Annotated in this window: 19 protein-coding genes; 10 read left to right on the top strand and 9 right to left on the bottom strand. The window is 59.4% G+C overall.

Annotated elements, in window-relative coordinates; all coding sequences use genetic code 11:
* Positions 1-21: 21 nt before the first annotated feature.
* The 8 genes from BN1123_RS03050 to BN1123_RS03085 form a co-directional block, all read right to left on the bottom strand.
* Positions 22-282: a DUF1488 family protein gene (locus BN1123_RS03050; protein WP_042025278.1), complete on the bottom strand. Its 261-nt coding sequence runs from the start codon at positions 280-282 to the stop codon at positions 22-24.
* Positions 279-1,100 (bottom strand): shikimate dehydrogenase, encoded by an 822-nt coding sequence (gene aroE / locus BN1123_RS03055; protein ID WP_042025279.1) that lies wholly within the window; start codon positions 1,098-1,100, stop codon positions 279-281. The genes BN1123_RS03050 and aroE overlap by 4 nt, the downstream gene beginning before the upstream one ends.
* Before the next feature lie 103 nt (positions 1,101-1,203).
* Entirely contained in the window at positions 1,204-2,112 is a 909-nt protein-coding gene (hemF, locus tag BN1123_RS03060) for an oxygen-dependent coproporphyrinogen oxidase (protein WP_042025282.1), read from the bottom strand.
* Between the two features lie 101 nt (positions 2,113-2,213).
* The gene (locus BN1123_RS03065) at positions 2,214-2,774 is read right to left on the bottom strand and encodes an L-threonylcarbamoyladenylate synthase type 1 TsaC (protein ID WP_042025283.1); all 561 of its coding nucleotides are present in this window, start codon (positions 2,772-2,774) and stop codon (positions 2,214-2,216) included.
* 594 nt (positions 2,775-3,368) lie between these two features.
* Complete coding sequence (locus BN1123_RS20675; protein WP_026456704.1) at positions 3,369-3,926, bottom strand: DNA topoisomerase family protein; 558 nt, start codon at positions 3,924-3,926, stop codon at positions 3,369-3,371.
* Positions 3,927-3,981: 55 nt separating this feature from the next.
* Entirely contained in the window at positions 3,982-4,455 is a 474-nt protein-coding gene (locus tag BN1123_RS03075; RefSeq protein ID WP_026456705.1) for a DUF494 family protein, read from the bottom strand.
* Positions 4,448-5,563, bottom strand: a complete 1,116-nt coding sequence (gene dprA / locus BN1123_RS03080) for a DNA-processing protein DprA (protein WP_042025286.1) — start codon at positions 5,561-5,563, stop codon at positions 4,448-4,450. Before dprA ends, BN1123_RS03075 begins: the two co-directional genes overlap by 8 nt.
* Position 5,564: 1 nt before the next feature.
* A complete protein-coding gene (locus tag BN1123_RS03085) occupies positions 5,565-6,656 on the bottom strand; it encodes a LysM peptidoglycan-binding domain-containing protein (protein WP_042025287.1) in 1,092 nt (363 codons plus the stop codon).
* Positions 6,657-6,764: 108 nt separating this feature from the next.
* Here BN1123_RS03085 and def point away from each other — a divergent pair, with 108 nt between their 5' ends.
* From def to BN1123_RS03110, 5 genes are all read left to right on the top strand, one after another.
* Entirely contained in the window at positions 6,765-7,277 is a 513-nt protein-coding gene (def, locus tag BN1123_RS03090) for a peptide deformylase (protein WP_026456707.1), read from the top strand.
* Between the two features lie 12 nt (positions 7,278-7,289).
* On the top strand, positions 7,290-8,234 hold the full coding sequence (gene fmt / locus BN1123_RS03095; RefSeq protein ID WP_042025288.1) for a methionyl-tRNA formyltransferase: 945 nt from the start codon (positions 7,290-7,292) through the stop codon (positions 8,232-8,234).
* 45 nt (positions 8,235-8,279) lie between these two features.
* Positions 8,280-9,572: a 16S rRNA (cytosine(967)-C(5))-methyltransferase RsmB gene (rsmB, locus tag BN1123_RS03100; protein ID WP_042025289.1), complete on the top strand. Its 1,293-nt coding sequence runs from the start codon at positions 8,280-8,282 to the stop codon at positions 9,570-9,572.
* A gap of 87 nt (positions 9,573-9,659) precedes the next feature.
* Complete coding sequence (trkA, locus tag BN1123_RS03105; protein WP_042025290.1) at positions 9,660-11,036, top strand: Trk system potassium transporter TrkA; 1,377 nt, start codon at positions 9,660-9,662, stop codon at positions 11,034-11,036.
* A gap of 96 nt (positions 11,037-11,132) precedes the next feature.
* Complete coding sequence (locus BN1123_RS03110) at positions 11,133-12,575, top strand: TrkH family potassium uptake protein (RefSeq protein WP_042025291.1); 1,443 nt, start codon at positions 11,133-11,135, stop codon at positions 12,573-12,575.
* Positions 12,576-12,765: 190 nt separating this feature from the next.
* Here BN1123_RS03110 and typA read toward each other — a convergent pair whose 3' ends face one another.
* Complete coding sequence (typA, locus tag BN1123_RS03115; RefSeq protein ID WP_026456607.1) at positions 12,766-14,577, bottom strand: translational GTPase TypA; 1,812 nt, start codon at positions 14,575-14,577, stop codon at positions 12,766-12,768.
* Between the two features lie 354 nt (positions 14,578-14,931).
* On the opposite strand from typA, the gene glnA reads away from it, so the two are divergent.
* From glnA to add, 5 genes are all read left to right on the top strand, one after another.
* Positions 14,932-16,341 carry a glutamate--ammonia ligase gene (gene glnA, locus BN1123_RS03120; protein WP_026456606.1) on the top strand — a complete coding sequence of 470 codons (1,410 nt, stop codon included), beginning with the start codon at positions 14,932-14,934 and terminating at the stop codon, positions 16,339-16,341.
* A 115-nt stretch (positions 16,342-16,456) separates the two neighbouring features.
* Positions 16,457-17,035 (top strand): DUF4124 domain-containing protein, encoded by a 579-nt coding sequence (locus BN1123_RS03125; RefSeq protein WP_042025292.1) that lies wholly within the window; start codon positions 16,457-16,459, stop codon positions 17,033-17,035.
* Between the two features lie 80 nt (positions 17,036-17,115).
* Positions 17,116-18,171 carry a nitrogen regulation protein NR(II) gene (gene glnL / locus BN1123_RS03130; protein WP_042025293.1) on the top strand — a complete coding sequence of 352 codons (1,056 nt, stop codon included), beginning with the start codon at positions 17,116-17,118 and terminating at the stop codon, positions 18,169-18,171.
* A 9-nt stretch (positions 18,172-18,180) separates the two neighbouring features.
* Positions 18,181-19,599, top strand: a complete 1,419-nt coding sequence (gene glnG / locus BN1123_RS03135; protein WP_042025294.1) for a nitrogen regulation protein NR(I) — start codon at positions 18,181-18,183, stop codon at positions 19,597-19,599.
* A 142-nt stretch (positions 19,600-19,741) separates the two neighbouring features.
* Complete coding sequence (gene add / locus BN1123_RS03140; protein ID WP_042025296.1) at positions 19,742-20,743, top strand: adenosine deaminase; 1,002 nt, start codon at positions 19,742-19,744, stop codon at positions 20,741-20,743.
* Positions 20,744-20,794: the final 51 nt, after the last annotated feature.

Here is a 20,794-nt window from a genome sequence, read left to right on the forward strand (position 1 = left end):
AAGAAAAAAAACTTGAAAAAATCAAAGATAGATGGCGCCATCTTCGCCAAACTCTTGTTCTTCAATGAGTTTTTCCGCTATATCCTCAATGTCAAAGCGCACACTTTCGAATGCCCGCACTATGTCATCTTCCTTCGTCAGTACAAGCCCGGTCATTTTCTCCAGTCTGCGGCGGCTGATGTAGCAATTGATCAGCGCACCCATCTGCTGGGCCGGGAAGTGCACCCGCTGCTCTTGAGCTTGCCACTCCATCAAGTCGGGAAAAAAAATACCTTGGTTCATAGGATCCCCAGATTACGCTTCAGCTCTCTCAATACTTGTTTAGTACCTGGCCGGATGCCACGCCACACGGTGAACGCCTCTGCGGCTTGCTCCACCAGCATGCCCAGTCCGTCCATGGTATGACGGGCCCCCTGTTGCCTGGCCCAGGTGATGAAAGGCGTGTCCGTAGCACCATACATCATGTCATAGATGGCGATATCAGCATGGATCAGGGCAGGCGACAGCGGAGGCAACTCACCTTGCAAACTGGCAGAGGTTGAATTGATGACAAGATCGAAAGATCCGCTCAGCTGTTCATAAGTTTGCGCCGTTACCGTGCCCAAATCACTAAACTCGGCAGCCAGCTGTTCGGCTCTGGCGTGAGTACGGTTGGCAATCACCAGTTCGCGTGGTTGTTCTGCTAATAACGGCGCCAAGGCCCCACGAGCCGCGCCACCTGCACCCAGCAACAAGATCCGGCAACCAGCCAGAGACACCCCATGGGATTTCAGGTCGGCTACCAGGCCGGCGCCGTCGGTATTGTCTCCAAGCAACACACCATCGTCAGTCAGCTTGATGGTATTGACGGCCCCGGCCCGCTTGGCCCGAGGGCTCAGTTGATTCACCAATGCGAACGCCTGCTCTTTAAATGGCACCGTGACGTTGCACCCCTTGCCCCCCTGGACAAAAAAATCGTGCAAGGCCGCGGCAAATTGATCGACGGCAGGCTCGGCCAGCCCATATTCCAACTCTTGTTGAGTCTGTCTGGCAAACAGGGTGTGGATGAAGGGAGATTTGCTATGGCGCACCGGGTGGCCAAAAACCAGATAATGATCCATCAAAGCATTCCAGCAGAGGGCGATGTCCCGATTTAACGGGTTTTCCCTCTCAGGGACAAGCCGAATCTCGGCAACAGAAAGGGGCCGCAGGCGGCCCCTTTTGTCACAGCCACTCTCGAGGTGTGAGGTAATCGCTGTAGAGCAGGGCCTCCGGGCTACCTGCAGCAGGCTGCCAGTCATATTCCCAGCGCGCCAGAGGCGGCATCGACATCAGGATGGATTCGGTGCGCCCCCCTGTCTGCAACCCGAACAAGGTGCCACGGTCATAAACCAGGTTGAACTCTACATAGCGGCCACGTCGGTAGAGCTGGAATTCTCGCTCCCGCTCACCATAGGGCAAGGCCTTGCGTCGCTCGACAATCGGCAGATAAGCCTCGAGATAGCCTCGGCCCACCGCCTGCATGAAGGCGAAACAGTCGGCAAACGGCCAACGATTCAAGTCATCGAAGAAGAGGCCTCCTACCCCACGTGTCTCGTTGCGATGCTTGAGATAGAAATAGCGGTCACACCACGCCTTGAACTCGGGGTAAATCTCCTCGCCAAAGGGCTGGCAAAGATCATGGGATATCTGATGCCAGTGCCGCACATCCTCTTCGAACGGGTAAAACGGCGTCAGATCGAAACCGCCCCCGAACCACCAGATGGGTTCTTCACCCTCTTTCTCGGCAATGAAAAACCGGACATTGGCATGACTGGTCGGCACATAGGGGTTGTGCGGGTGGATCACCAGCGACACCCCCATGGCTTCGAACCGGCGCCCTGCCAACTCGGGACGATGGGCAGTCGCCGATGCCGGCATCGCATCACCATACACGTGGGAGAAGTTGACCCCACCCTGCTCAATGACGGCGCCATGGCGCAGCACCCGGGTACGGCCACCGCCGCCCCCCTCGCGCAGCCAGGCATCCTCAACAAAGTGTCCAGTGCCATCGGCCTGTTCCAGACCACGACAGATTTCGTCCTGTAGCTGCAACAGGAAGGCCTTGACCTTGACCACATCCGGTTTGCTCATCTTGTCTCCAGTGAGGCAGGATCTGTTCGCCCTGTCCTTGTTATTGTGCGATTGTGGCGCCCTCGACGCCCGTCATAGCCAAGCCAGGTTCACCACCCGGGTCAGGAAGCCCGGATGATGGCGCCGGTTCTGGCATCCTTGATTTCTGATGGATTCGCCTGACCACCAACCTCTCCGGGCAGAATATAGGCCAGCTGACTTGCCAGCAATTCTCCGATATCCGCCACTCGGCGGGCAGGCTCCTCACCGGTCAGGTTGGCACTGGTAGAGACCAGCGGCTTGCCAAAAGCACGGCACAGGGCCTGCACCTGAGGATGTGCCGTCACCCGAACAGCCAGAGTATTGAACTGGCCAGTCAACCATGAAGGGGTATTTGGTTTGGCGGGCATGATCCAGGTAAAGGGGCCAGGCCAGCTCTCTTCAACCCGTTGACGCTGTTCATCGCTCAGCTGATCCAGGTCGATATAATCCTGCAACTGCGCCAGCTCGGCTGCGATCAGGATAAGGCCCTTCTCCACCGGACGTTGCTTGATGGCCAGCAAGCGCTGGACCGCCGGCTCGGAATCAGGATCACAACCCAAACCAAATACGGCCTCGGTGGCATAGGCAATCACCCCTTCCTGGCGAAGGGCGGCAACGGCGAGTTCAAATTCATTGGACATAACACATGCGGCAGTCGGGCTGCCACCTCATCATTGGGTTGAACCTGTTACATGACAGCCACCGCTGTGATCTCCTTTCCAGAGAGGAAAATAGCGCTCAATCGGATAACAGTCACATCATTTAATCTACGTTGAGTCGTACTTGCAGTGCCGCATCCCTGGCTACCTTCTCCTCGACCTTGAGCTGGCGTTTGGCACACCCTTGGCTGCCCACGCATCATCCCTCACCACCAGCATCTGAGCAACCAGCTCTTTGAGTAAACCACTATCGATGGGACCCCCCATCATGGAGCGGGCGCGATGCCGGCAATGACCTGTCTGCTGAACCGCTCGGCCAATGGCACATATTGAGACCTGGCAGCCACGGGCCTCTAGGTCGGTCACCGACTGGGAGATGACTGGCAGAGTACGGAGATGACGCTGACTGCAGCCTTGATCTCAAACGAGTTGAGCTTATCGAAAGCAGTCTGCATTACGGGAAAGGTTGGATCAGAACCCATTGATACGTTAATGAAAGGCTATGTATGGCAGGTATTACACTAACCTAAGGAATTGAATTTACTAGCAATGCTGCAACTTGGTTGTGCAGCGGACTTATAATCGCTCACTTTGATGGCCACATTTCTTCTGCGGGCACACCCAGCGCAACGCCCCCCTCACTTTTTTCTCCACCATGATGCCCCAACCACACTCGGGACATGGCATGGGGATGGGTTTGTCGTTCACCACATATTTGCAATGGGGGTAAGCATCACAGGAGTAAAACTGCTTGCCATAGCGGGAGGTTCGGCTCACCAGATGCCCCTTGCCACAATCAGGACACAGGATCTGGGTGTCATCGCTTTCCTGCAGGGATTCGATATGCTGGCAGGCCGGATACTGGGTGCATCCCACAAACAAGCCATAACGCCCCTTTTTGATCGCCAGGGGATGACCACAATCTGGGCAGGCCGAACCTTCGAGCACTTTCTCTATGTCGCGACCGGATGGCGTCAGGGAGCGGATATAGTCGCAGGAAGGGTAGGCGGAGCAGCCAAGAAACAAGCCATGTTTGCCCTGACGGATCACCAGCTCGGCGCCACATTGCGGGCAGGGCTCGCGCTCGAACGCATGCTCATGGGCAGAGAAGAGGTGGTGATCGATTTTTGACATGTGCCGCGCCTTGAAATCCAGATGTTCCAGATTCTACCAGCGCGGCGGCGGACTGTCAGTGGATGACGCCGTCTGACTCGTCAAACACCAGCTCTTCCATCTGCTGATAAGCGTTTTCACTGCCGGGGACGTTGAACAGCACCATCATGACAACCCATTTCAGGTCATCCAGCTCGATATCCGGCTTGTCCAGCTCGAGCAGGCGCTCGATGCAGATTTCACGGGTTTCGGCATTCAGTACCTGAGCCTGCTCCAGGAAGAGCAGGAAGCCACGACATTCTGTGCTGAGGCGTGCTAGCTCTTGCGGGGCGTAGATACGCATCGAGCCTTGCGCGCTGGCGGTGACGTACACCTCCCGCTCGCTATCATGCAGATTGGCCAGCCGCTCCAGCCAGCTGAGCGCTTTTTCGATCTCGTCTTTGTCGAAACCGGCACGGCTCAACTCGTCGGTGAGCTCGTCCTGTTCCACCATCACATCTGCATCGCTGTGGATGTAGGTCTCGAAAAGGTACATCAATACATCAAACATGATTCGCCCTCCTCGTTCTGACGTATCCACCGGCTACCGCCATCACTGCCCCGGCCAGTTCCAGCTCCACCAACCTGCCCAGTACCACTTCGACAGGGAGCTGAGCCCGTTCGGCGACGGTATCCACGCTCGTGGTCTCATAACCTACGTTATCCAACAAATCGGCATAAGGCAATTCGCTATTAATCTGTGACGAAGGAGCCACTCGTTGCCTTTGCCAAGATCCCATCAACATGGGCAGCTCTTCCACTATATCGGCTGCATTCAGCACAAGTTTGGCACCTTGTTGAATTAATCTGTTGCAGCCCGTCGCTTGTTCATTTTGAGGGGCACCGGAAACCGCAAAAACCTCGCGCCCCTGCTCAAGCGCATAACGAGCGGTGATCAGCGAGCCACTCTGCTCGGTCGCCTCCACCACCAGAGTCCCCAAAGAGAGGCCGCTGATAATGCGATTACGGCGAGGAAAATGCTCGGCAAGCGGCCCCTTGTCCGGCGCAAACTCGGAGATAAGCAAACCACCACGCTCCAGGATACTAACCGCCAGCCCCTGATGACGCTTGGGATAGATGCAGTCAAGACCGGAGCCCAATACGGCAAGTGTGACACCGCCACTCGTCAAGGCCTGCTGATGACAGACGCCATCGATCCCCAGTGCCAATCCTGAGGTTATCGCCAGCCCGCACGTTACCAGCTCTGCACACAGACGCACTGCATTGTCTTTGCCGGCATAGGTAGGATGACGTGTGCCGACCATGGCCAGCTGCGGCAATGCCAAGGCTGACAAATCGCCACGACAATAGAGCAGCAAGGGTGCCGCCGGGATTTCCCCCAGCAAGACCGGGTAGGCAGGATGATCACAAGGAACAAGATGATTACCGGGATCACTGGCCCACCTCAGCCCCCCTTCAACAACCGGTGATGGCCATCTTAACTGTCTGATCTGCTCGGAGGAGAGTCCCATGCCATGCAGACTGGCTTCATCGCTCTCAAACAATGTCAGGATGTCGCCACCCACCCGTTCCAGCAAACGAGAAGCCGTCACGGGGCCAATACCCGTGACGGCTTCCAATGTCAGCCAGAGGGCCAGCCGCCCGTCGGGATAGTTCACCTCAGAAATGGGTAACCTGATAACCCGAACTCACCATGTCGTTGCTCTGCATGATGAGACCGTAACTCAGCTTGTCATACACCTTGAACAACATGACTCTGGCAATGGCTTCAGAAGGCAGAGCCGCTTTGCGGTTGTTGCTGTGAAACACCTTGTCATAGACAGATGACAGCTCTCTGTACTGCACCTTGCCATTCTTGGTCACCAATCCAGCCCCCGGGCGACGTATGTCCAGCACATCCCCCGCCGCCAGCAGATCCCGGCTTCCCTTGTTGATGAGCACCACATCAAATTTGCCACCACCGCGCGTTTTGTTTGGCAAGTCAACAATATAGCCAGGGGTAATGGTCGGCGCAGCCTTGGGCATAAATACCGCGGGCAGGCTCTCTTGCTCGGGCAATACCATCACCTTGTCACCCTGCATGACTTCACGCTGGTTATGGGTGAGGGTTGCCTCGGTCCGGTTGCCATCCAGGCGGGCCACGGCACGGATCGTGCCAGCAAAAATCGCTTCCTGGCCAAGCAATTCACCCGTTTCGCGATCCTTGTAGATGACGCCGGGATGATAGATGCCATAATTCTGGCCCGGAACCAGATCCCCTTGCACGTAGAGGGTATCCCCCTCCAGCATGCCAATATGTTTCTTGTCCGACCCCAGCACATAAGGCAAGCTCTTCTGCTGGCGAGTGTCCGCCAGAATATGATCGGTTTGCAGGAAGGGGCCTATCTCGCTGATGGGCAGCGTGGGAATCGGGTTGGCCTTGTTCTCGTAACGGCTCTTGGGGCTGAGACGGATGACCTGCTTGCCCCCCTGCGTCGCTTTGCCCAAGCGTGGTTCGCCATTGACCCAGCTCAGGTGCAGCACATCACCGGGGTAGATCCAGTGCGGATTGGCAATCTGCGGATTGATGTTCCAAAGACGGGGCCAGAGCCAGGGCTCGGCCAGATACTTGCCGGAGATATCCCACAGGGTGTCTCCTTTCTGCACCACATAGCTCTCGGGGTAGCCTGCTTTCAGCTTCAGCTGATCGGCCAGAATGCCCTGACTCACGGTGGCCAGCAGGCAGGCAAAGATGGTTTGCTTCAGATACATAACACTCCCTGTTACTTCTGCGCGCAAAGTGTTGCTGTTTTTTGTCGGCGTAAATGACTAGAATTACGCCAATATTGACTGCATTTATACGAAACTAAAGAAAAAACTATGGCCATTCTAGATGTATTGCGTTTCCCCGATGAGCGTCTGCGTACAATCGCAGCCCCTGTCGAGACCTTTACACCCGAGTTACAACAGATTGTAGATGATATGTTCGAAACCATGTACGCGGAGGAAGGCATTGGCTTGGCCGCGACTCAGGTCGACATTCATCAGCGCATCATAGTGATCGATGTCTCTGAAAACCGTGAACATCCTCTGGTATTGATCAACCCGGAGATAATTGCGCAGAGTGGCAGCACTGGTATCGAAGAAGGCTGCCTCTCCGTCCCGGGCAGCCGGGCTCTGGTTCCCCGTTTCGAACAGGTCAAGATCCGGGCTCTGGATCGTCACGGCAAGCCCTTTGAACTGGAGGCCGACGATCTGCTCGCCATCTGCATCCAGCATGAGATGGATCATCTGATGGGCAAACTCTTTGTGGATTACTTGTCGCCGCTCAAGCGCCAGCGCATCCGCCAGAAGCTGGAAAAAATGGCCCGAGAAGATCGCAAAGCCCTTTGAGGATCTGCTGCATTGAATAAGTTGAAACTGATTTTTGCCGGTACTCCCGACTTCGCCGCCCGTCACCTGGCGGCGTTGTTGTCTTCCGACCATGAGGTCGTCGCCGTTTACACCCAGCCGGACAAGCCGGCCGGCCGCGGCCAGAAACTCACCGCCAGCCCGGTCAAGGAACTGGCCCTCGCCCATAATCTGCCGGTCTACCAGCCCGCCTCCCTGCGCAACGAAGAGGCGCAAGCTGAACTGGCGTCACTGGGCGCCGATCTGATGGTCGTGGTGGCCTATGGCCTGATCCTGCCCAAGGCCGTGCTCGATACCCCCCGCCTCGGCTGCATCAATGTGCATGGCTCCCTGCTGCCGCGCTGGCGTGGTGCTGCTCCTATTCAGCGTGCTATCTGGGCTGGCGATGCCGAGACCGGCGTGACCATCATGCAGATGGATGTGGGGCTGGATACCGGCGCCATGATCCGCAAGGTGAGCTGCCCCATCGCAGCCGACGAGACCTCCACCAGCCTTTATGACAAGCTGGCCGAGCTGGGCCCACAAGCCTTGGTCGATACCGTCGATGCCATGGCAGCCGGCAACACGACCGCCGAGCCGCAGGACGATGCCCTGGCCAACTATGCCCAGAAGCTCTCCAAGGAGGAGGCCCGCATCGACTGGACGCTGGATGCCGTCGCCATCGAGCGCTGCATCCGCGCCTTCAATCCCTGGCCCATCAGCTGGTGCGAGGTCGCCGGCCAGACCATCAAGGTGTGGCAGGCCGAGGTCATCGAGCACGAACACGGCCAACCGGCCGGCACCCTGCTCAAGGCCGACAAGCAGGGAATCGACATCGCCACCGGCAAGGGTGTGCTGCGCCTGCTGACCCTGCAACCGCCCGGCAAGAAAGCCATGTCCGTCACGGATCTGCTCAACTCTCGCCGCGACTGGTTTGAACCCGGCACGCAATTAAATTGAAACAAGCGGGGCTCAGGCCCCGACTTGCGCATTTAAGGTAATCATATGAAAACACGTGCACAGGCCGCTCTCGTCATTCAACAGGTGCTGGATCAGGGCCAGTCCCTCTCAGCCGTACTGCCTGCTGCCCAAGAGAAGGTTGCGCCTCGCGATCGCGCCCTCCTGCAAGAACTCTGCTACGGCACCCTGCGCTGGCTGCCCCGCCTCGATGCGGCGGTCGGAGAGATGATGGACAAACCGCTCAAGAACAAGAGCCGCATCTTTCACTACCTGATCCTGGTCGGCCTCTACCAGCTCATTTACACCCGCATTCCGGCCCACGCCGCCGTGGCCGAGACCGTCAATGCCGTCAAGCTGCTCAAGGGATCTTCCTTGCGCGGCCTCATCAACGGCGTGCTGCGCAACTTCCAGCGCAGCGCCGAAGTCATTCTGCTGCGCATCGACCGCGTCCCCAGTATTCGCCTCGGTCATCCCGAGTGGCTCACCAAGCGCCTGCGTCAGGCCTATCCCGACGAGTGGGAATTCATCATGGAGGCCAACAACCAGCGCCCGCCCATGTGGATCCGCAACAATAACCAGCGCCAGAACCGCGACCAGATGCTGGCACGCATGGCCGAAGCCGGCATCAATGCGGTGGCTGGTGAAGAGGGTGAGGATTGCATCCTGCTGGAACGCCCCTGCGACGTGACCAAGCTACCCGGTTTCGAGGTGGGTGACTGCTCGGTACAGGATGGTGCGGCCCAGCAGGCCGCAGCCCTGCTCGACCCGCAGCCGGGTGAGTGGGTGCTGGATGCCTGCGCCGCCCCCGGCGGCAAGACAGCACACCTGCTGGAGCGCCAGCCCAAGCTGGCAGGCGTTGTCGCGGTCGATGCCGACGAACATCGCTTGACTCGAGTACGGGAAAACCTGGAGCGCATCGGCCTCACCGCCCAAGTGATCCACGGCGATGCCAGCGCGCCGGAACAGTGGTGGCCAGAGGGGCAGTTTGATCGAATCCTGCTGGATGCTCCCTGCTCCGCGACCGGCGTCATCCGCCGTCACCCCGACATCAAGTGGCTGCGCCGGGATCAGGACATCCGTGAACTGGCCGAGCTGCAGCGCCGCATCCTCAACGCACTCTGGGCAAAGCTGAAGAGCGGCGGTACCCTGCTCTACGCAACTTGCTCCGTACTGCCGGAGGAAAATCGCGAACAGATCCGCGCCTTCCTGGCGGCGACGCCGGATGCCACCCTGGTGCCGCTGCACGCCCAAGACACGCCGGAGTGCCCGGGGCGTCAGTTCCTGCCGGGCGAGGCCGAAATGGACGGCTTCTACTATGCCAAGCTGATCAAGCAGTGAGCCCGGCATGTCCGGCATCATTCTGGAGTCCCGCCTGGCCTGTGCTGGCGGCCCCTTTTACCGCACCAACGTGAGTAAACGGTCCGTATGAAGATCATCATTTTGGGCGCCGGCCAGGTCGGCGGCACCCTGGCCGAGAACCTGGCCGGGGAGAACAACGACATCACCATCGTCGACACCGACAGCGAGCGGCTGCGCGAGTTGCAGGACAAGTTCGATCTGCGGGTGGTCAATGGCCACGGCGCCCACCCCAAGGTGCTGCGCGAGGCTGGGGCCCAGGATGCCGACATGCTGGTAGCCGTCACCAACAGCGACGAAACCAACATGATCGCCTGCCAGGTGGCCTACTCCCTGTTCAACACGCCGAACAAGGTGGCGCGGATCCGCTCGCCGGCCTATCTGACCGAGCGGGATCGTCTGTTCTTGCCGGAATCCGTGCCGGTGGATCACCTGATCGCCCCCGAGCAACTGGTGACCGACTATGTGCGGCGCCTCATCGAATATCCGGGGGCTCTGCAGGTAGTGGATTTCGCCGGTGGCCGGGTCGGCCTGGTGGCGGTCAAGGCCTACTACGGCGGCCCGCTGGTGGGCAATGCCCTCTCCACCCTGCGTGAACACATGCCCAACATCGAGACCCGGGTGGCTGCCATCTTCCGTCAGGGACGCCCCATCCGCCCGCAAGGCACCACCATCATAGAAGCGGATGACGAGGTCTTCTTCGTCGCCGCCGCTGGCCATATCCGTGCCGTGATGTCGGAGCTGCAGCGACTCGAGAGCCCCTACCGGCGCATCATGATCGTCGGGGGCGGCAATATCGGCGCCGGCCTCGCTCGCCAGCTGGAGAAGCGCTATAGCGTCAAGCTCATCGAGCGCAACCTGAAGCGGGCCGAGCAGCTCTCCGAGTTGCTGGAAAACACCATCGTCTTCTGCGGCGATGCGGCGGATCAGGAACTGCTGGCCGAGGAGCACATCGACCAAATCGACGTCTTCATCGCGGTGACCAACGAGGACGAGGCCAACATCATGTCGGCCCTGCTCGCCAAGAAGATGGGCGCCAAGAAGACCATGGTGCTGATCCAGCGCGGCGCCTACGTGGATCTGGTGCAGGGTGGCTCCATCGACATCGCTATCTCGCCCCAGCAGGCCACCATTTCGGCCCTGCTGACCCATGTGCGACGGGCTGATATCGCCAACGTCTACAGCCTGCGCCGCGGTGCCGCCGAGGCCATCGAGGCCATCGCCCACGGCGACGAGAACACCTCCAAGGTGGTGGGCAAGACGGTGGGCGAGCTCAAGCTGCCGCCCGGCACCACTATCGGTGCCGTGGTTCGGGGAGATGAAGTACTGATCGCCCACGACCGCACGCAGATCCAGCAAGATGACCATGTGGTCATGTTCCTGGTGGACAAGAAGTACATTCCGGAAGTGGAGCGACTGTTCCAGCCAAGCCCCTTCTTCCTGTAACGTTCAAATGCGTACAAACAGCCAAATCCGACCCGGCCTGCTTCCTCCAAGGGAATGGTCCGGGTCTTTTTTTAATCAACGACCAGGTTATCCGGCATGATCAAGCTGCGACCTATCATCTTCACCCTCGGACTGGTGCTCTCCAAGCTGGCGCTCTTCATGTGGCTGCCCACCCTGCTGGCACTGCTGACCGGCTCCGAAGGCTTCGTCGAATTTCTCAAGTCGGTGCTCATCACCCATGGCGCCGCCCTGCTCTGCCTCCACTATGGCCGCAAGGCGGAGTTTCACCTCGGCGTACGGGAGATGTTTCTGCTCACCACCTCGGTCTGGGTGGTGGCCTGCGTCTTCGGCGCCTTGCCGTTCGTTTTCATCACTCACATCACGTTTGTTGACGCCTACTTCGAGACCATGTCGGGAGTGACGACGACCGGATCCACTGTGCTCTCCGGGCTCGACAACATGGCCCATAGCATCCTCTTGTGGCGATCCATACTGCAGTGGCTCGGCGGGGTCGGTTTCATCGTGATGGCGGTAGCGGTACTGCCCTACCTCAACGTCGGAGGCATGAAGCTGTTCCAGACCGAAAGCTCGGATTGGTCCGACAAGAGCGCCCCGCGCGCCAAAACGGTGGCCAACAATATCGTCGTGGTCTATCTGGTGCTCTCCATGCTCTGCTTCATGGCCTACTGGGCGAGCGGCATGACCATGTTTGAGGCGGTCAATCACGCCATGACTACCCTGAGTACCGGCGGCTACTCCACTTCTGACCAATCCATGTCCCACTTCTCCCCCTCTGCCCACTGGATCGGTACCGTCTTCATGTTCCTGGGCGGCCTGCCCTTCCTGCTTTATGTGCAGAGCCTCAATCACAGGGACTACAGCCTGTTCAAGGATGCCCAGGTACGGGGCTTCTTCTGGCTGGTGGTCTGGGTCACCCTCATCATGACCCTCTACCTGTGGCAGCGGGACGTATTCGATTTCTGGGATGCCCTGCGCATCAGCAGCTTCAATATCGTCTCTGTACTCACCACCACGGGTTACGGCCTCGGCGACTTCGGCACCTGGGGGCCGCTCACCAGCATTCTCTTCATCGTGCTGCTGGCGCTGGGGGCCTGCTCCGGCTCGACGGCAGGGGGGCTGAAGATATTCCGGATCCAGGTTGCCTTTGCCCTGTTCAAGAAGCAGATGCGCCAGCTGATGCACCCCTCCGCGGTGTTTCCACAAAAATACAACGGCCGCACCGTCAATGACGCCATCATCCGCTCCATGATCTCCTTCGTGCTGGCCTACTTCGCCATCATACTGGTGATCGCCGCCCTGCTCGGCGCCATCGGGCTGGACCCGCTCACCGCCATCTCCAGCGCCATCACGGCGGTGGCCAACGTGGGCCCCGGGATGGGACCTGTGGTCGGTCCCAGCACCAACTTCGCCAGCCTGCCCGATTCGGCCAAGTGGTTGATGTCGTTCGGCATGCTGTTGGGGCGCCTCGAGATCCTGACCGTCGCCGTGCTCTTCTTCCCCTCATTCTGGCGCCAGTAAACGCTACCAACGAGGCAATGAAAAAGCCGCGAGTCTCACGACCCGCGGCTTTTGTTTATCCACTGCCCTGCCGCGCCATCAGTAATGCATAGGTTGAACATAGCAGTGCCAGACAATAAAAACGGGCCCAAACCAGAGGTTTGGGCCCGCTTGCCTGCATGGAGTGGCCATGGCCACTCAACGCATCATATCAACCACGGCCGGCGCGCTTGCGATCCAGCTCGGTCAGCAACTTCTTGCGAATGCGGATGCTCTTCGGAGTGACTTCTACCAGTTCGTCGTTGTCGATGAACTCGAGGGCCTGTTCCAGAGACATGCGGATCGGCGGAGTCAGCACCTGGGCTTCGTCGGTACCGGAGGCACGCATGTTGGTCAGCTGTTTGCCCTTCAGGCAGTTGACGGTCAGATCGTTGGAGCGGGAGTGGATACCGATCACCTGGCCTTCGTACACTTCGGTCGCGTGACCGATGAACAGACGACCACGGTCTTGCAGACCGAACAGGGCGTAGGTCAGGGCCTTGCCGGTTGCGTTGGAGATCAGCACGCCGTTCTGACGCTCACCGATGTTGCCACCCTTGTGCGGACCGTAGTGATCGAAAGTGTGGTACAGCAGACCGGTACCTGAAGTCAGGGTCATGAACTCGGTCTGGAAGCCGATCAGGCCACGGCTCGGGATCATGAAGTCAAGGCGAACACGACCCTTGCCATCCGGGGTCATGTTGGTCATTTCGCCTTTACGCAGACCCAGTTGCTCCATGACGGAACCCTGGTGCGCTTCTTCCACGTCCACGGTAACGGTTTCGAACGGTTCTTGTAGTTCGCCGTCGACGGTGCGCAGGATAACTTCCGGACGGGATACCGCCAGCTCGTAGCCTTCGCGACGCATGTTTTCGATCAGGATGGAGAGGTGCAGTTCACCACGACCGGATACGCGGAACTTGTCCGGATCATCGGTCTCTTCCACGCGCAGGGCCACGTTGTGGACCAGCTCCTGGTTCAGACGCTCCAGGATGTTGCGGGAAGTCACGAACTTGCCTTCTTTACCGGCGAACGGCGAGGTGTTGACCTGGAAGGTCATGTTCACGGTCGGCTCGTCAACGGAGAGCGGCGGCAGCGCTTCAACGGCACCGGTGTCGCAGATGGTGTCGGAGATCTTCAGCTCGCCCAGACCTGTGATGGCGATGATGTCGCCCGCTTGCGCGTCGGTCACTTCGGTACGGGACAGACCCAGGTAACCCAGCACCTGGCCAACCTTGCCATTGCGAGTCTTGCCATCGGCGCCAACCACAGTCACCTGCTGGTTGGTCTTGACGCGACCACGGGTGATGCGGCCGATACCGATAACGCCCACGTAGGAGTTGTAGTCCAGCTGGGAGATTTGCATCTGGAATGCGCCGTTGGTGTCAGCTTTCGGAGCTTCCACGTTATCGACGATGGCCTGGAACAGGGGTTCCATGTTCTCGGACGGAGTGTCCAGATCCATGGTGGCCCAACCGTTCAGTGCAGAGGCGTAAACAACTTTGAAGTCCAGCTGCTCGTCGGTGGCACCCAGGTTGTCGAACAGGTCGAATACCTGATCCATTACCCAGTCAGGACGGGCACCCGGACGGTCAACCTTGTTGATCACCACGATCGGCTTCAGACCTTGGGCAAATGCCTTCTGGGTCACGAAACGGGTCTGCGGCATCGGGCCGTCTACCGCGTCAACCAGCAGCAGCACGGAGTCAACCATGGAGAGTACGCGCTCAACTTCACCACCGAAGTCGGCGTGACCTGGGGTATCCACGATGTTGATGCGGTAGTCGTTCCAGCGGATCGCAGTGTTCTTGGCGAGAATGGTGATGCCACGTTCCCGTTCCAGATCATTGGAGTCCATGATCCGTTCCTGACCTTCCGTGGAGCGGTCCAGGGTACCGGACTGCTGCAGCAGCTTGTCCACCAGCGTGGTTTTGCCGTGGTCAACGTGCGCAATAATCGCAATATTGCGTAAATTATCTAACATTCTCGCCTCAATACACCGGGTAAAATTGGGCGCTAATTGTACTCTCGCCTTTGTGATCTGCCTAGCAGAATTGCAGTACATTCGCGCACATCAACGGATCTGGATCATAGACCCGTCCCACAAAGCCTGCTTGGGCGCCTCGTGACTCCGTTATTGCGCACCATTTCAGTGCACCAAAACGATCCAGTGACGCACTAATTTGATGCATTCCGACGCGAAAGCGCCTACTTTTGGGGAGCCATCCTGCCGGGACTGCCCTGAAATCAAGCTGTCACAAACTTGGCACGATACTGGCTTATGTGAATACGACGACGCATTCACCCAAAAGAGTTTTAACACCGGAGGTTACTTAGCATGTCAGCCCAGAACGTTTTGGCCCTGATCCAGGAACACGAAGTCAAGTTTGTTGATCTGCGCTTTACCGACACCAAGGGTAAAGAGCAGCACGTATCCATCCCTGCTCATCAGGTTGATGAAGATTTCTTCGAAGACGGCAAGATGTTCGATGGTTCTTCCATCGGCGGCTGGAAGGGCATCAACGAGTCCGACATGGTACTGATGCCGGACCCGGCCTCCGCCAAACTGGATCCCTTCACCGAAGAGACCACTCTGAACATCGTCTGTGACGTGCTGGAACCTGCTACCATGCAAGGCTATGACCGCGATCCGCGCTCCATCGCCAAGCGTGCAGAAGATTTCCTGAAGTCCAGCGGCATCGCTGACACCGTGCTGTTCGGGCCGGAGCCGGAATTCTTCATGTTCGACAACATCACCTTCTCCAACACCATGGGTCACAGCTTCGTGAAGATCGAATCCGAAGAAGCTGCCTGGAACTCCGGTACCAACTACGAGCACGGCAACAAGGGTCACCGTCCCTTCGTCAAGGGTGGCTATTTCCCGGTTGCCCCGGTTGACTCCTCCCAGGACATCCGTGCCGCCATGTGTCTGGTGTTGGAAGAGATGGGCCAGGTTGTTGAAGCTCACCACCACGAAGTGGCCACTGCCGGTCAGAACGAGATCGCGACCCGCTTCAACACCCTTACCCTGAAGGCTGACGAAGTACAGGTGCTGAAGTACGTGATCCACAACGTGGCTCACGCCTACAACAAGACCGTCACCTTCATGCCGAAACCCATGTTCGGTGACAACGGCTCCGGCATGCATTGCCACCAATCCCTGGCCAAGAACGGCGTCAACCTGTTCGCCGGCGACCTGTACGGCGGTCTGTCCGAGATGGCCCTGCACTACATCGGCGGCATCATCAAGCACGCCAAGGCCATCAACGCCTTCGCCAACCCGACCACCAACTCTTACAAGCGTCTGGTGCCGGGCTATGAAGCCCCGGTCATGCTGGCCTACTCCGCCCGCAACCGCTCAGCTTCCATCCGTATCCCGGTGGTACCGAGCCCGAAAGCCCGTCGTATCGAAGTGCGCTTCCCGGACCCGGCTGCCAACCCGTATCTGGCGTTTGCAGCCCAGCTGATGGCCGGTCTGGACGGTATCATCAACAAGATCCATCCGGGCGATGCCATGGACAAGAACCTGTATGATCTGCCGCCGGAAGAAGCCGCAGAAGTGCCGACCGTGGCCGGTTCTCTGGACGAGGCCCTGGCAGCCCTGAACAGCGATCGCGAGTTCCTGACCCGTGGTGGCGTGTTCAGCGATGACTTCATCGACTCCTACCTGGAGCTGAAGCAGCAGGATGTTGACCGCGTGCGCATGACCCCGCACCCGCTGGAGTTCGAGCTGTACTACTCCGTCTAAACCCGGACAGTCTGCCCGTTTAAATCCGGCTAGCTTGCCTAATCGTGACAAAACCCGCCATCTGGCGGGTTTTTTCTCTGATAGGATTAAGCAAAATACCGTCAAGGAGAGATGGATGAACAGAAGCTACATCGCATGGACGCTCACCCTGTTGCTGATCACTGCCGGTGCCGAGGCCGCCAAGGTTTATTCCTGGGTTGATGGCAATGGTGTGACCCACTACACGGATGCCCCGCCCCCCGGCAAGAAGGCCCAGGAGGTCGATCTGCGCACGGCCCCCCTCATCGGCAGCTCACCCCGTTCGGTGCAGGTGGAGAACTTCAATGCCCTGACCGGCGCCGATGCCAAGAAAGAACAGGAGGCCGCCAAGCTGGTCATTGAGCTGCTCTCCCCCGAACAAGGCAGCACCCTGCGCGACAACACCGGCAACATAGTGTTTCAGGGACAGATCACCCCCCAGCCGCCGACGCAATATGACGTACGCCTGAAACTTGATGGCAAGGCCGCTCCCATCGTCAGCAACAGCCTGGCGATCCGGGTTGAAAACCTCGATCGCGGTGCCCACGAGGCGCAGCTCGAGCTGCTCGCCAAAGACGGTACGATCCTTGCTAAATCCACTCCAGTCACCTTTTACCTGCATAGAGCGAGTGTGGCTGCGGCTCCCAAACCCACCCCAAAGGCCAATCAGGGGTGATATAGCGCACCGATGCGGGTAAACTTAATGCACCATATCGGTGCATTACAGGTGCAAAGCACCGTTTTAGGGAGAAACCTGTGCCAACCCGCTCGGATAGTGCCAAGACACTCTTGGATAATCTGCTGACCGCCGTGATCCTCATGGATGAGCGGCTCTGCATTCAATTCGTCAACCCGGCGGCCGAACAGCTGCTCTCCCTCAGTGAACGGCGGCTGATCGGCATCGAACTGCCCCACCTGCTGGAGCACATCTCCCTCGATCTGCAGCGGCTCAAGCATTGCCTCATCTCGGGGCAGGGCTTCACCGATAGCGAAGTCACCCTGGTGGTGGAAGGGGAGCCCCGCCTGGTGGAACTCAGCGCCACCCCCATGGCCGATCACGAGCAGCGGCTCCTGGTGGTGGAGCTGCGCAAGATCGATCAGCAGAAGAAGATTAGCCAGGAACAGCAGCAACACGCCCAGCAGCAGGCGGCCAAGGAGCTGGTACGTGGCTTGGCCCACGAGATCAAGAACCCCCTCGGCGGTCTGCGCGGCGCAGCCCAACTACTGCAAAAGGAACTGCCAGATCCTTCCTTGCGCGAATACACCGGCATCATCATCGAGCAGGCCGACCGGCTGCGGGTACTGGTCGATCGCCTGCTCGGCCCCCAGCGCCCCGGTCGCCACCAGATGCACAATGTCCACTCGGTGCTGGAGCAGGTGCGCCGTCTGGTGGAGCTGGAGTTGCCCCCCTCGGTACGCATCGAGCGAGATTACGATCCCAGCATTCCCGAGTTCGAGATGGAGCCGGACCAACTACAGCAGGCGTTTCTCAACATGGTGCGCAACGCCGCCGAAGCCATCGGCGATCAGACCGGCCTTATTCGCATCAAGACCCGCACCGCCTTCCAGATCACTATCCACGGCCAGCGTTACCGGCTGGCGGCGGAGATCAAGATCATCGACAACGGCCCCGGCATTCCCGATGCCATCCGCGACACCCTGTTTTATCCCATGATCACCGGCAAGGAGGGGGGCACCGGGCTCGGTCTCTCCATCGCCCAGAACCTGATCGACCAGCACAAGGGGCGCATCGACTGCATCAGCTGGCCCGGCCATACCGAATTCACCATCTTTCTACCGCTTCGCAAATAAGGGAACGTCATGACAGCAAAAGTGTGGATCGTCGATGACGACAGTTCTATCCGCTGGGTGCTGGAGCGCACCCTCGGCAGCGAAGGCTTCACCTGCGAGAGTTTCGCCGATGGCGAAGCCCTGCTCCATGCCCTGGAGCTGCGCTCCCCCGACGTTATCCTCTCCGATATCCGGATGCCCGGGATCGACGGCCTGAGCCTGTTGGAGCAGATCCATCGCCGTCAGGCCGACCTGCCCATCATCATCATGACCGCCCACTCGGACCTCGACAGCGCGGTCAACGCCTACCAGCGCGGCGCCTTCGAATACCTGCCCAAGCCGTTTGACATCGACGAGGCCGTGGCCCTGGTTCGGCGCGCCGAGAATCACCTCAAGGAGCAGCGCACCAAGCGCAAGGCGCGCCAGCAGGAGGCCAGCAGCACCCCGGAGATCATCGGCGAGGCGCCAGCTATGCAGGAGGTGTTCCGCGCCATCGGCCGTCTGTCGCGCTCCAGCATCTCGGCGCTGATCAATGGCCAGAGCGGCACCGGCAAGGAGCTGGTCGCCCATGCCCTGCACAAGCACAGCCCGCGCGCCCACAAGAATTTCATCGCCCTCAACATGGCGGCCATCCCGAAAGATCTCATCGAATCCGAACTGTTCGGCCACGAGAAGGGAGCCTTCACCGGCGCCAACAACATCCGTCACGGCCGCTTCGAGCAGGCTGACGGCGGCACCCTGTTTCTCGACGAGATAGGCGACATGCCCCTTGATGTGCAGACCCGACTGCTGCGGGTGCTGGCGGATGGCCAGTTCTACCGGGTCGGTGGCCATCAGCCGGTGCAGGTAGATGTGCGGATCATCGCCGCCACCCACCAAAACCTGGAGAAGCGGGTCGCCGACGGCGAGTTTCGTGAAGACTTGTTCCACCGCCTCAACGTCATCCGTATCCATATTCCGGCCCTCAAGGAGCGCCGCGAGGATATCCCCCAGCTGGCCCGCCACTTCCTGCTGCGCGCAGCCAAGGAGCTGAACGTAGAAGCCAAGAGTCTGCATCCGGATACTCAGGCCTACATCAGCCGCCTGCCTTGGCCGGGTAACGTCCGTCAGCTGGAAAACGTCTGCCGCTGGCTCACCGTGATGGCCTCAGGGCAGGAGGTGCTGGTAAGCGACCTGCCCACCGAGCTGCTCACCCCCATCACCAATACCGCCGAGCCGGGCCAGCCAGCCCTGTCCGGCGGCTGGCAACAGCAGTTGCAGGAGTGGGTGGCCGCCAAGCTGGCGCTGGGGGAGATCGACATCCTGGCGGATGCCATGCCCCAGTTCGAACGGATCATGCTGGAGACAGCGCTGGAACATACCCACGGCCACAAGCAGGAGGCCGCCCGCCTGCTCGGCTGGGGTCGCAACACTCTGACCCGCAAGCTGAAAGAACTCGACCTCTCCTGAGTCCAGAGGAAAAACGATTCCCATCACGCCTTGGTAAATCATTGCGCAACAAGAGCCCCGTTTGATTTCAAACGGGGTATCTTTTTTGAAAGCCCCCCCTAGAATGGCAGGCTTTCAACCCCGACTCGAAGAAGGCGACATCATGATTGACAGATCTCTCCCCCTGACCGACCTGCACCGCCATCTGGACGGCAACATCCGCCCGCAGACCATCCTCGAGCTGGGACGTCAGCACAATATCCGGCTGCCTGCCGATGAGCTGGAGGCGCTGCGCCCCCACGTCCAGATCGTCGAGAACGAGCCGAGCCTGGTCGCCTTCCTGAAGAAGCTGGACTGGGGCGTGGCCGTGCTGGCTGACTATGACGCCTGTCGCCGGGTCGCCTACGAAAACGTGGAAGATCTGCTGCGCGCCGGCATCGATTATGCCGAGCTGCGCTTCAGCCCCGCCTACATGGCAATGGCCCACAAGCTGCACCCGCAAGGAGTGGTGGAAGCCGTCATCGACGGCGTGGCCGCCGGCAGCTGCGATTTCGGTATCAAGACCAACCTCATCGGCATCATGAGCCGCACCTTCGGCACCGAACAGTGCCGCAGCGAGCTGGAAGCCTGCCTGGCCCATCGCGACAAGCTGGTCGCCATCGATCTGGCCGGCGACGAGCTGGGTTTCCCGGGCGAGCTGTTTACCGATCACTTCCGCCAGGTGCGGGATGCCGGCATGCGCGTCACCGTGCACGCCGGTGAGGCCGCAGGCCCCGAGAGCATGTGGCAAGCCATTCGCGAGCTGGGTGCCGAGCGTATCGGTCACGGCGTCAAGGCAATTCAGGATCCGGCCCTGATGGCCTATCTGGCCGAGCACCGCATCGGCATCGAGTCCTGCCTCACCTCCAACCTGCAGACCACCACGGTGGCGAGCCTGGCCGAGCACCCGATCCGCCAATTCCTGGCCGCCGGCGTACTGGCCTGCCTCAACACCGACGATCCGGCGGTGGAAGGCATCGATCTGCCCTACGAATACGAGGTAGCCGCCCCGGCCGCCGGCATGACGGCGAGCGAGATCCGCACCGCCCAGCAAAATGGCCTGACCCTGGCCTTCCTGAGCGATGCCGAAAAAGCCGAGCTGAGCGCCCGCGCCGCCAATCGCTGATTAGCTTCCCATTTAAATAAAAACGGCCCACTTCGGTGGGCCGTTTTTATT

Origin of the sequence: Aeromonas enteropelogenes (assembly GCF_000819845.1) — a bacterium.
Taxonomy (GTDB): domain Bacteria; phylum Pseudomonadota; class Gammaproteobacteria; order Enterobacterales; family Aeromonadaceae; genus Aeromonas; species Aeromonas enteropelogenes.